Here is an 11857-nt window from a genome sequence, read left to right as displayed (position 1 = left end):
GTAAACTCAGGTGGCTTTCATTTATGTCTTTAATGCTTCAGAACCTTGAGTCGATCAAGGCATTAAATACTCGGTAATGGCTCGCCGCCGTCACCTAATTCAACGCTATCGACACGTTGTAAGCCCCTTGGCAACTTAGCGCCACGACGACCACGTTCTCCACGATAATGCTCAAGATCGCTAGGCTTAAGTGTGAGTTTGCGCTTACCCGCCCACAAGGTGACTGACGTATCACTCGGCACTAATTGTAAGTGCGTCATCAGCTCTTCACGATTCTTGGCTCTTTCCGTTGGGATGCCGATAATCTTGTTACCTTTCCCCTTAGATAATTGCGGTAAGGCCTCAAGGGAGAACAACAACATTCGACCTTCGTTCGTGATCGCTAAGAGCGACATTTCCTTAGTACGATCAATCAACTTAGGCGTTAATGACTTAGCGTTTGTCGGCAAACTCAGCAAGGCCTTACCCGCCTTATTACGCGACACCATATCATTGTACGAGCAAATAAAACCGTAACCCGCATCAGTTGCCAGCAGGTAACACTGGTCTTCCTCACCCATCAAGACATGCTGCATGGTTTCGCCAGGCGCCATATTGAAGCGAGTCGTAATAGGTTCACCTTGGCTACGGGCCGATGGCAAAGTATGACTGTCGGTCGCAAATGCCCGCCCAGACGAATCAATAAACACCGCCGCCTGATTACTACGCCCTATGGCACTGCACAAGTATTGGTCGCCAGACTTATAGGAGAGCGATAACGGATCGATATCGTGGCCCTTAGCACAACGCACCCAACCTTTCTCAGACAAGACCACTGTCACAGCCTCAGTCGGCGTTAACTCTTGTTCCGTTAAGGCGCGAGACTCGTTGCGCTGCACTATGGGTGAACGACGATCATCACCGTAGGTTTGCGCATCTTGAATTAATTCTTTCTTTATCAAGGTCTTCAAGCGACGCTCTGAGCCCAATAACTGCTCAAGTTTCTCGCGCTCGGCTTCAAGCTCATTCTGCTCGGCCGTGATCTTAAATTCTTCTAACTTAGCTAAATGACGTAACTTTAACTCGAGGATCGATTCGGCTTGTTTATCACTTAGTGAAAAACGGGCCATCAACTCAGTTTTAGGATCATCGTGAAAACGAATAATCTCAATCACTTCATCAATATTGAGGAAAGCGATCATCAAGGCTTCGAGTATGTGTAACCGCGATACGACTTTATCTAAACGGTATTCCAAACGACGTTTAACCGTGTCGACTCGGAACTCTAACCACTCAGTTAATAAGGTTTTCAGCCCCTTCACCCGTGGACGACCATCAAGACCCAGCACGTTTAAGTTAACTCTAAAGCTCTTTTCTAAATCCGTGGTAGCAAACAAATGCGCCATCAGCTGATCGCAATCGACACGGTTTGAACGCGGCACGACCACCAGCCGCACTGGGTTTTCATGATCCGATTCATCGCGTAAATCGGCCACCATAGGCAATTTCTTCGCCTGCATTTGACCGGCAATTTGCTCTAAAATTTTACCGCTACTGGCTTGATGCGGCAGCGCCGTGATGATGATTTCGCCACCGTCGACTGTGTAAACCGCGCGCGCTCTTAATGACCCACGGCCCGATTCATAAATTTTTGCAATATCGGCAGACGGGGTAATGATCTCGGCTTCGGTCGGATAATCAGGCCCAGGAACAAAGGCCATCAATTGCTCGAGTTCAAGCTTAGGATCATCAAGCAGTGCTACGCAGGCCGAGACTAATTCCCTGACGTTATGCGGCGGAATATCCGTCGCCATGCCCACGGCAATACCGGTAATACCATTAAGTAAAATATGCGGTAAACGTGCCGGCAGTACTTTTGGCTCTTTTAACGTACCATCAAAATTAGCGCCCCACTCGACCGTGCCTTGTCCCAGCTCGCTGAGCAACACTTCTGAGAATTTAGATAAACGCGCTTCGGTGTAACGCATGGCCGCAAATGACTTAGGATCATCGGGCGCCCCCCAGTTACCTTGACCATCGACTAACGGATAGCGATAGGAGAATGGCTGCGCCATCAATACCATAGCCTCATAACAGGCGCTATCGCCGTGGGGATGGTATTTACCTAATACGTCACCGACCGTACGTGCCGACTTTTTATGCTTAGATTGAGCCGATAAACCTAACTCACTCATCGCATAGATAATTCGACGCTGTACCGGTTTAAGCCCGTCACCAATGTGTGGCAGGGCTCGGTCCATAATGACGTACATGGAATAGTTCAGATAAGCCTCTTCGGTAAAGCGCCGTAATGGCATTTGCTCTACCCCATCGAGACTTAACTTGATAGCGTCACTCATTTTCTTCTAGTTCCTGTGGTTCTTCAGTACTATCGCCCTTGTAGAACAAGCGATACACGTTACCTTTTAAATCATCTGAAATGTACATAGCACCGTCGGCTGCCGATAACAGCGCAAAGGGACGAGCGACGGGAAATTCACCGTCAAGGAAACTGACAACCGTTTCACGACTCACCACTTTTTGATCTTCGATCTTAAGCATAACCACTTGATAACCGACTTTGCTCGAACGATTCCACGAGCCATTTTCGGCGACAAACAACTGATTATGGTAAATATTTGGAAATTGACTGCCGCGATAAAACGCGAGCCCTGTGGGTGCAACATGGGCTGGCAGTTCATATACTGGCAGCGTAATTTTTAGATTTTTTGGCTTTTCATAGGCAGGCTCAACCACAGTACTGGCATGTAAGTAAGGGAAGCCATAATGACTCCCTATCACATCGACGCGGTTAATCTCATCGGGTGGCAGGTTATCCCCCATCCAATCACGGCCTTGATCGGCAAACCATAATTTTTCGTCAAGCGGCGACCAATCAAACCCACTCGCATCACGTACACCGGCCGCAATCTGCTCACTCGCGCCAGTATCGATATTGATGGCTATGATACTGCTGTAAGGCACTGGCGCTTCACAGACGTTACAAGGCGCACCAATGGACACGTATAAGCGGCCATCTGGGCCAAAATTAATTGACCGAGAACTCTTCTTCTCAGAGTAAGGCAAATCACTGTAGATTTCTTTGGGTCGACTCGGGCGGCGCAACCTTTGCTCAATATCAACAAAGCGCACGATCTGATTTTCAGTGGCGACATATAAGTCGCCATTGTGAAATGCAATCGCATCGGGTGATTCAAGCCCTTTGGCTATCACGTAACGCTTATCGACACGACCATCTTGATTGCTATCGACTAAAGCATGAATAGTGCCGCTCTTATGGGAGCCGACAAATAAAGTGCCATTCGCGCCCATCGCCATTTGCTTAGCATCGCCAATATCCGAGGCATATAGCGATAAGCCAAACCCCTTAGCGACAGTAATCATGATCGATTGGGACCCCGCAAAGGCGCTATTGCAGAACAATAACGTTACACTCGCTAGGAGCGTAAAACCGGCAGAAAACACCTTTAAGCAATTATAATTATTAGTTTTAATACACAACATTGTAATTTTCTTTATGCCTATGTTTTATTGTTATCGGCAATATAGTGCACAACATTAAAGTAAAGCCATGTCACCCTTATCTTCAAGCCAGTTTTTACGGTCCGGCGAACGCTTCTTAGCGAGTAACATATCCATCAAAGCATCAGTCTCTTCGATATCATCTATGGTCAACTGTACTAAACGACGGGTGTTCGGATCCATCGTTGTTTCACGAAGTTGTAAAGGATTCATCTCACCCAAGCCTTTAAAGCGGGTGACTTGTACCTTACCCTTTTTATTCTCAGCGGCAATGCGATCTAAAATCCCCGCTCTTTCGGCTTCATCTAAGGCGTAATACACCTCTTTGCCGATATCGATACGGAACAGTGGCGGCATGGCAATATACACATGACCCTGCTCAACCAAGATACGGTAATGCTTCAAGAATAGCGCGCATAACAAGGTAGCAATGTGCAGTCCGTCGGAGTCAGCATCCGCAAGGATACAAATCTTGCCATAACGTAGTTCAGAGATATCACTACTATCGGGATCGCAACCAATTGCGACCGAAATATCATGGACTTCCTGCGAAGCTAATACTTGGGAAGCATCAACTTCCCAGGTGTTTAAGATTTTGCCACGCAGCGGCATGATGGCTTGAAACTCACGATCGCGAGCTTGTTTCGCACTGCCACCCGCAGAATCCCCTTCCACGAGGAATAACTCTCCGCGCATTGGATCTTGACCACTACAGTCCGTTAGCTTACCCGGCAGAGCAGGCCCTGAAGTCACCTTTTTTCGAGCAACTTTTTTAGCTGCCTTTAACCGACTCTGGGCATTATTAATGCACATTTCGGCTAACGATTCAGCGAGTTCGGTATTTGAGTTCAACCAGAGTGAAAAAGCATCACGCACTACGCCAGACACAAACGCGGCGCATTGACGGCTCGAAAGCTTTTCCTTAGTTTGGCCAGCAAACTGCGGTTCTTGCATCTTCACCGACAAAATAAATGCGGCGCGATCCCAAATGTCTTCAGGTGAAAGTTTAATGCCGCGAGGAATTAAGTTTCTGAACTCACAAAATTCGCGCATTGACTCCAATAAGCCTTGGCGGAAACCATTTACATGAGTACCACCGAGCGGAGTCGGAATTAAGTTAACATAACTCTCGCCAATAGATTCACCGCCTTCTGGCAGCCAAGTAATGGCCCAATCAGCGGCTTCTAGCTGGCCCTTAAAACAACCGACAAACGGCTCATCTGGCAACCTTAAATTGTCGCCAATCGCGGCCTTCAAATAATCAGTTAGGCCGCTTTCATAGAACCATTCATGGACTTCATTTGTTTGTTTGTTGGTGAATTTGATCCGTAAACCTGGGCACAATACCGCTTTAGCCCGCAGCAGATAAATCAGTTTTGAATTAGAAAAGTTAGCCGAATCAAAATAGCTGGCGTCGGGCCAAAAATGCACTCGAGTCCCAGTATTGCGACGACCACAGGTCCCCGTTGGGCGTAACTCTTCAACCTTAAAGCCATTTTCAAATGCGATATCATACACTTGACCATCACGGCGAACTGTCACTTCGACACGGCGCGACAGCGCGTTAACGACCGAAATCCCCACACCATGCAAACCGCCAGAGAACTGGTAGTTTTTATTCGAAAATTTGCCGCCGGCATGCAATTTGGTCAGGATTAACTCGACTCCAGGAATGCCTTCTTCAGGGTGGATATCCACCGGCATACCACGGCCATCATCGGTGACTTCGAGGGAGTTATCTGTATGTAGAACAACTTCAATTTTGGTCGCGTGGCCCGCTAATGCTTCATCGACACTGTTGTCTATGACCTCTTGGCCCAAATGGTTCGGTCTGGAGGTGTCGGTATACATACCTGGACGGCGTTTAACAGGATCGAGTCCGTTGAGAACTTCAATGGCGTCAGAGGTGTATTGATTCGTCATAGGGCACGCTATAGGTTGTTATATCCGGCCATGTTGCGGCTCGGCATGTCTGTTTGTCAAGGTAAGTGTAAAAATTGGCTTACAGTTTGCAGATGCGATTCGTAGCCAACAAAACTGTGATCGCCTCCCGCTTCAATTCGCAATTGGCAGTGATGGTACTTATTGACCGCTTCGCGATAATCCAGCACTTCATCACCTGTCTGCAATAATACCAAAAAACGATCCGGATTGCGGATAACAGCTGTATTAAATTCAGCAACTTCCCGCTTATGCTCGGGCATGACAAGATAATGCTGTTCGGTATAGGGATTAAATTGCGGCCCCATAAACTCATCAAACAATTCAAAGGGTTTTACCGCTGGATTGACTAACACAGCTTTGCCGCCATAAGTTTCGGCTAAATAGCTGGCAAAATATCCGCCTAACGATGAGCCTAAGTAAGCTAATGGCTCTTTGGCATCGAGAGCCGCCTCAACATAAGTGGTTAACAGCGCCATAGCAGCCTTGGGTGTATTGGGCAATTGAGGCTGATGAAAGGTCACACTCGGGTGATGCTGCGCCATGTACTTAGCCGTTATCACAGCTTTATCTGAAAAGGGTGAGCTATTAAATCCGTGAATATAAAGCAGCATATTTCCTCAGGCTGCGGTTATTCGCGTTAATAACCGCTAGAGTTGTTGTCGGGGGAAAAATGGTTACCCGGTACGCGATACACTTTAGTGTTGATGCTACCATCGGCTCTCAACTCCAGCAAACGATAACCCGGTTGGACGCTATCCAAAGCAAAATAAGGCGATAACGGCTTAAATTGAATACAAGTGGAAGGTGTCGCCATTAGCTGCATGCTGCCATGAGGGCCATTATGATGGATATCGATACATTGGTGTACATGACCCCAGAGTAATCCTTTGACCTGCGGATACTTTGCTACTCGCGCAATAAATTCGGCGCCATTGTCCATGCAGTGCTGATCCAGCCAAGTGCAATTCACGACAATGGGATTGTGGTGCATCACCAATAAAGTGTGACATTCGGGATGTGCGGCAATGGCTTTATCAATTAATTCGAACTGAGTCTCGGCCATATTGCCACCGGGCTTTCCCCGCACGGTTGAATCCAACATGAGAATTTGCCAGTTTCCGGCCAGAATACGCTGCTGTCCAAAAATCTGTTCACCCTGCATGTGCAGATACATAATCCGCGGATCATCATGGTTTCCGGGAAGATAATGGCAAGGTAAACCAATAGGAGTGACGGCTTTCACAAATTGCTGATAGGACTCAGCCGAGTAATCTTGACTTAAGTCACCCGTGGCAAGCATCAAATGAGCGGGATAGTCCACAGCTCTAATTGTATTTAATACGGCAGCAAAACTCTTGCTAGTATTGACCCCTAATAGCTGAGCTTCAGGATCGGCAAAAAGATGCGGATCAGTGACTTGCACGATACGCACGCTTTCCCCTTCAGCTATGGAGTAAGAGACAGCCTCTTTCAGCACATTGAATACCCAATTCTAAGACTGGCACACGACACTATGGTGGTAACCAATCTTTAATAACTCTTCCAGGAATGCATTCACCTGGTGCTTTTCATCACTTTGATACATACGTACATTGGGATAATCATACACTGGGCGTAATTGGTAAATCTGTTGACCAGTTAACACTTCTGCTAATTTAGCATCGTGATAAATTCTCACTAACACCTTGGGAGTATTGATAAACTCCTTGATTGCAATGGGGCGTGATATCTCAACTAATTGAGTATATTTGGTATTTTCTAAAATTCGCACTACTAATATACCAAACTCACCTTCGAGTCGCCATGACTCACCGATAGCTATCTCTAACGGTAACCATTTCAACATGTAGCCATAATTTCGCCCGCACAGTGCGAGAAAGTCACTGACATTGGGTTTATAGCGTCGTTTTAGACTCGAAGTAGCCAAATTCATCCCAACTTAAACCAGTTGTTGATAGTTTAATTGTAACCATTGTAATCCAATGACGGTCGACGCATTATCGATCTCGCCCGCAACCACACTATGATAAGCTTGCTCGCGGCTTAGGACATGCAATCGAATATCTTCATGCTCTTCAGCTAATCCATGCAATCCTTGAGCGTCGTTCGAATCAACATCGGCCCAATAGAAATAAAAACGTTCTGTGCTGCCACCTGGGCTGGCGAGATAACTATTCACACCGTGCATTTGCTTAGCGACCAAACCGGTTTCTTCCATTAATTCGCGGTGCGCAACGTCCAGAGGCGTTTCTTCGGCTGCAATCATACCCGCGACCAACTCGAGAAGCCAAGGAGATTTAGTGGTTGCTAATGCAGGGAAACGTACCTGTTCGATAAGCACCACTTTATCTTGTCTGGCATCATAGGGTAGAACGACGACGGCATGACCCCGCTCAAACACTTCGCGGGTGACAGGTTTGCTCCAGCCGCCTGCAAACAATTTATGTTTAAAAGTGTATTCGTCCATTGAGAAAAACCCTTGATACAGGGATTTTTTTTCTAAGATCTCAATATCCGTTTGCGAAAAAACAGGGGGTTTCATACTCTATCCTTAAAAGTTGAATTTGCGCCTATAATCAAGGCAATTTGAGCACATTTTTAAAATAAAATCTGTTACACTTCGAATTTGACTTGAAAGTGTCAGAGTTCTTAGACTCTAGGTCATTAAGTTTTAGCTGTATCGGGAAGCGTCGGGAAGCGCAAACCGCCTTGGTAAAGGCATTACTTAGTCTAAACGAAGTTAAAATATTCCTCCGTGGGGGGATTTTGTCTAATAAGGACAGCAAATGAAATTTAAGATCCATAATTTATGCGCAGCATTAACACTTGCGGCTTCCGCTTCAGCGGTACAAGCAGATGATTTGTTGCAAATTTATCAACAAGCACTAACCAGCGACCCGCTCGTATTACAAGCCCAAGCCCAGCGTAATGGTTTATTTGAGAAAATCGAACAAAACCGTGCTCCGCTATTGCCAACCATTAGTGCAAACGTCGGTTATGACAAAGCTTGGAATGATCCTAAGGATGATTCAAGCGGTCTAGTGGGTAGCCTGAAATTAAATCAAGTGATTTATGATCATAGTGCTTGGGTCGGTTTAAGCCTTGCTGAGAAAGCCGCTTCTCAAGCTGATTCTGCCTATGCTTCAGCATTACAAAACTTGATTACTCGTATCACTACAGCCTATTTCAACGTATTAACGGCGAAAGATAACTACGAGTTCCAAGGTGCAGAAAAACGTGCGATCGAACGCCAACTTGAACAAACTAAACAACGTTTCGCTGTGGGTTTAACCGCCATTACCGATGTGCATGAAGCCCAAGCTCAATATGACTTAGCCTCAGCCACTGAAATTTTAGCTGAAAACACACTCGCTAATAGCTATGAAGCTTTACGTGAAATCACTGGTATCGATCACAAGACAATTAACGTGTTAGATACCAATCGTTTCTCGGCCGTAACGCCAGCGCCAACGTCGTCAAACGAATGGTTAAAGATTGCTGAAACCAATAGCGTCGATTTGATGACTCAACGTATCGGTAAAGATATCGCTCAAGAAACCATTAAGCTTTATCAAGCAGGCCACATGCCTTCTTTAAGCTTGAATGCAGGTTACAACAAAGGTCTTGAGCAAAAAACTGGTAATATCAATGAGCCTGACTTTGATAACGTCAGTGTCGGTGTCAACTTAAGCATTCCGATTTTCGAAGGCTTTAAAGTGAGCTCACAAGTTAATCAAGCGCAATTTCAATATGTTGAAGCGAGTGAAAAACTTGAGCAAGTTTACCGCGGTGTAGTGAAAAACGTCCGTAATAACTACAACAACGTAGGCGCTTCTATCAGCTCAATCAAAGCCTATGAGCAATCGGTTATTTCATCAGAAAGTGCACTGAAAGCCACTCAAGCGGGTTTCGAAGTGGGAACTCGTACTATCGTTGACGTACTGAACCGTACTCGTGACTTGTACGATTCAAAACGTAAATTATCCGATGCACGTTATAGCTACATCAACTCGGTCATTGCCTTGAAGCAAGCAGCGGGTACATTGAATGAAGATGACGTAATTGCCATCAACAATGGCTTAATTGCAGAGTAATCTCACTCTCGGTTCTCAGCTATAAAAGTTGTCAGATAAAAAAACCGCCGATAGGCGGTTTTTTTATACTCAAACGCTAAATCAACAGATTAGAAGTTGATTTCAACACCTGCGAAGTAACCTTTAAATTTAGTATCGGCACTCACACCCGAGAAGTTACTCACGTCGAATAAAAACTCACGGTAGCCTACACGTACACGGGTATCGACGGCCAAACCATCGAACTGCCAGCCTAAACCAATCGCATAGTCGTGAACGCTTGATTCATTTACGCCCTGCATCAAATCAGCAAAACCGTATAAACCTAAGCCAGGCATGCCCACATGCGTACTGGCATAACCCATTACAATGCCGCTATCGACATCTTTCTCTTCAGGGTGACCAGGATCTTGCACGCGCAGTGAGCCATTCATTAACTTGTAAGCAGCACCAAGATCCAATGACACTATGTCATTATCCAATATTTCGTAATAAAGCACGAAATCTGTGTTGCTCAAATCAGTATAAGTAGTCACATTACCTTTAAAATCATGACCATTGAAGTTGAAATCAGCATCAGACATGCTGCCTTTTTGATCTAAGCTATTTTCACGGATTTTAATATTTGGGACAAATGGCAAAGGATGTTCAACCGCAATCCAATAGCTACCTTGAGCTGATGAACTGTAATCAAATGATTGTTGTGGTTGACCTTTATCAGCAAAAGTACCGCTAGTATCGGCGCGCCAGTAGTCACCGCCAATTGTGAAACCGACCACAGTCGCCGCTTGGGCTGAAGTGGCCATGCATAATCCTAATACCGCACTGGCGAGGAGAGTTTTTTTCATAATTAACCTTGAGATAGCAAGTTCGTTAAATCAATCACCGCGGCATTTGCACGGGATACATAGTTAGCCATAACCAATGAATGATTAGCGACTAAGCCAAAACCGCTGCCATTAAGTACAACAGGGCTCCAGACAGTTTGCTGAGTGGCTTCTAGCTCACGAATGATCTGTCTTAAGCTCACTTCAGCATTTTTCTTCTTTAAGACGTCGGCAAAATCGACTTCCACGGCGCGCATAAAGTTCAGTAAGGCCCAAGAAGCACCACGGCTCTCATAAAAAACGTCATCAATCTTCCACCAGCTGGTTTTCACCTGATGGCTTGCCAAGTTAGGCGTAGATTGACGCGCCGCATTATCGCCGGCTAAATCGGTATTTAAACGCTCTTGGCCAACACTGGCCGATAAACGCTGCGACATGCTGCCCAGACGCTTCTGCACTTCTTTCAACCATTCATTGAGGTTGTCGGCACGGGCATAAAACTGTGCATCTTGATTGTTAGGGTCCATCATGCGGGCACGGTACAGCTTCAGCAATTTAATGGCATCGCGGTATTCGCTTTCAGCACTTGGCACTAACCAGCTAGTGTGATCAATATTGAGCTTAGATTGGGCTTCGCCTAAATCTTTGTCCGCCGCAGATTGTGACTGCGAGCGACTAAACTCTTTACGCATAATCAAGGCTAAATCGCGTGCTTGTTCTAATGCGCCGTATTCAAATGCGGGCATGTTATCCATAAAGATAGAAGGTGGCATAACATCGTTTGATAACCAACCGCCTTGTTTATCCAGTAATGTTTCGACCGTGAGGATAAGCGAAGTGGTGGTTGCGTATCCGACCACATTTTTATCGGTAGCCGTTAATTGTTGAGGATTGATAGGATCGGGTTCGATACTCCACCATACACTCACGCCATAACCGATTAATACTAAAAATAAACCGACACCGGTAACTTTTTTCCATGTAATTTGCATCAAGCGACTCCTTAATGATGGTGATGATGCTCTTGCTCTGCGGCGTTTTCTGCTGCTTTACTCACAGGCAGTGTAATCGCCATTTTCTCGCCATCGTCAAACTCTAATTGCAGTTCAACCTGCTGCTCTAACACCAATGGCGCTTTTAAGCCGAGCAACATGACGTGATCCCCTGACGGCGTTAACGTTAATGCGCCATGGGATGGGATATCAAAACCTTCAACATGGCGCATCTTCACCATGCCTTGGTCTTCGATAATCGTGTGTAATTGGGCATCCTTTGCCACATTAGTACTGACGCCGATAAGACGAACCGCTTTATCTGTGTGGTTTTCAAGCGTAAAGTAAGCGGCAGTATTTGGTACTGTCTCAGGCATGGCGCGTACATGGCCTTCTGTCACTATCACGCTCGCCAACGCTGAAAATGATGCACAAGATAAAACTAGACAATTAAACAGCTGTTTGAATATTGGTTTCAATGTCTTAAACTCCATGTCTA

General features: G+C 45.9%; 11 protein-coding genes. 1 reads left to right on the top strand and 10 read right to left on the bottom strand.

Features of this window, described 5'->3' with window-relative positions:
- Positions 1-62 precede the first annotated feature (62 nt).
- Genes parC through nudF form a run of 7 tightly spaced genes read right to left on the bottom strand, consistent with a single transcriptional unit; the run spans position 63 to position 8008 of the window.
- The gene (parC, locus tag Q4Q50_RS15580; RefSeq protein WP_311900093.1) at positions 63-2339 is read right to left on the bottom strand and encodes a DNA topoisomerase IV subunit A; all 2277 of its coding nucleotides are present in this window, start codon (positions 2337-2339) and stop codon (positions 63-65) included.
- Positions 2332-3504, bottom strand: a complete 1173-nt coding sequence (locus tag Q4Q50_RS15575; RefSeq protein WP_006083021.1) for a PQQ-dependent sugar dehydrogenase — start codon at positions 3502-3504, stop codon at positions 2332-2334. The genes parC and Q4Q50_RS15575 overlap by 8 nt, the downstream gene beginning before the upstream one ends.
- 54 nt (positions 3505-3558) lie before the next feature.
- Positions 3559-5445, bottom strand: a complete 1887-nt coding sequence (gene parE, locus Q4Q50_RS15570; RefSeq protein ID WP_006083022.1) for a DNA topoisomerase IV subunit B — start codon at positions 5443-5445, stop codon at positions 3559-3561.
- 56 nt (positions 5446-5501) lie between these two features.
- On the bottom strand, positions 5502-6077 hold the full coding sequence (locus tag Q4Q50_RS15565; RefSeq protein ID WP_063882258.1) for a YqiA/YcfP family alpha/beta fold hydrolase: 576 nt from the start codon (positions 6075-6077) through the stop codon (positions 5502-5504).
- A 26-nt stretch (positions 6078-6103) separates the two neighbouring features.
- On the bottom strand, positions 6104-6943 hold the full coding sequence (cpdA, locus tag Q4Q50_RS15560; protein WP_063882260.1) for a 3',5'-cyclic-AMP phosphodiesterase: 840 nt from the start codon (positions 6941-6943) through the stop codon (positions 6104-6106).
- Positions 6944-6958: 15 nt separating this feature from the next.
- Positions 6959-7399 (bottom strand): DUF1249 domain-containing protein, encoded by a 441-nt coding sequence (locus tag Q4Q50_RS15555; RefSeq protein WP_063882262.1) that lies wholly within the window; start codon positions 7397-7399, stop codon positions 6959-6961.
- A 6-nt stretch (positions 7400-7405) separates the two neighbouring features.
- The gene (gene nudF, locus Q4Q50_RS15550; RefSeq protein WP_063882264.1) at positions 7406-8008 is read right to left on the bottom strand and encodes an ADP-ribose diphosphatase; all 603 of its coding nucleotides are present in this window, start codon (positions 8006-8008) and stop codon (positions 7406-7408) included.
- A gap of 244 nt (positions 8009-8252) precedes the next feature.
- Between nudF and tolC the strand changes: the two genes are divergently transcribed.
- The gene (tolC, locus tag Q4Q50_RS15545) at positions 8253-9560 is read left to right on the top strand and encodes an outer membrane channel protein TolC (RefSeq protein WP_063882267.1); all 1308 of its coding nucleotides are present in this window, start codon (positions 8253-8255) and stop codon (positions 9558-9560) included.
- Positions 9561-9649: 89 nt separating this feature from the next.
- On the opposite strand, the gene Q4Q50_RS15540 is transcribed toward tolC, so the two are convergent.
- The 3 genes from Q4Q50_RS15540 to Q4Q50_RS15530 are packed head-to-tail and all read right to left on the bottom strand — an operon-like array spanning position 9650 to position 11852.
- Positions 9650-10387 (bottom strand): TIGR04219 family outer membrane beta-barrel protein, encoded by a 738-nt coding sequence (locus Q4Q50_RS15540; RefSeq protein ID WP_311900092.1) that lies wholly within the window; start codon positions 10385-10387, stop codon positions 9650-9652.
- Between the two features lie 2 nt (positions 10388-10389).
- Positions 10390-11358 (bottom strand): DUF2333 family protein, encoded by a 969-nt coding sequence (locus tag Q4Q50_RS15535; protein WP_106649489.1) that lies wholly within the window; start codon positions 11356-11358, stop codon positions 10390-10392.
- An 11-nt stretch (positions 11359-11369) separates the two neighbouring features.
- The gene (locus Q4Q50_RS15530; protein WP_220592032.1) at positions 11370-11852 is read right to left on the bottom strand and encodes a copper chaperone PCu(A)C; all 483 of its coding nucleotides are present in this window, start codon (positions 11850-11852) and stop codon (positions 11370-11372) included.
- Positions 11853-11857 lie beyond the last annotated feature (5 nt).

The sequence above is a fragment of the Shewanella scandinavica genome (genome assembly GCF_031932065.1).
In the GTDB taxonomy this organism is placed as follows: Bacteria; Pseudomonadota; Gammaproteobacteria; order Enterobacterales; family Shewanellaceae; genus Shewanella; species Shewanella baltica.
Note: the sequence above shows the minus strand (reverse complement) of the source record. Positions and strands in the feature narration are given on the sequence as shown.

Bases quoted from the DNA above. Each gene is read 5' to 3' on its own strand.
- nudF (WP_063882264.1), bottom strand. From the start codon at position 8,008: ATGAAACCCCCTGTTTTTTCGCAAACGGATATTGAGATCTTAGAAAAA.
- Q4Q50_RS15565 (WP_063882258.1), bottom strand. From the start codon at position 6,077: ATGCTGCTTTATATTCACGGATTTAATAGCTCACCCTTTTCAGATAAA.
- Q4Q50_RS15540 (WP_311900092.1), bottom strand. From the start codon at position 10,387: ATGAAAAAAACTCTCCTCGCCAGTGCGGTATTAGGATTATGCATGGCC.
- parE (WP_006083022.1), bottom strand. From the start codon at position 5,445: ATGACGAATCAATACACCTCTGACGCCATTGAAGTTCTCAACGGACTC.
- Q4Q50_RS15575 (WP_006083021.1), bottom strand. From the start codon at position 3,504: ATGTTGTGTATTAAAACTAATAATTATAATTGCTTAAAGGTGTTTTCT.
- tolC (WP_063882267.1), top strand. From the start codon at position 8,253: ATGAAATTTAAGATCCATAATTTATGCGCAGCATTAACACTTGCGGCT.
- Q4Q50_RS15555 (WP_063882262.1), bottom strand. From the start codon at position 7,399: ATGAATTTGGCTACTTCGAGTCTAAAACGACGCTATAAACCCAATGTC.
- parC (WP_311900093.1), bottom strand. From the start codon at position 2,339: ATGAGTGACGCTATCAAGTTAAGTCTCGATGGGGTAGAGCAAATGCCA.
- Q4Q50_RS15530 (WP_220592032.1), bottom strand. From the start codon at position 11,852: ATGGAGTTTAAGACATTGAAACCAATATTCAAACAGCTGTTTAATTGT.
- Q4Q50_RS15535 (WP_106649489.1), bottom strand. From the start codon at position 11,358: ATGCAAATTACATGGAAAAAAGTTACCGGTGTCGGTTTATTTTTAGTA.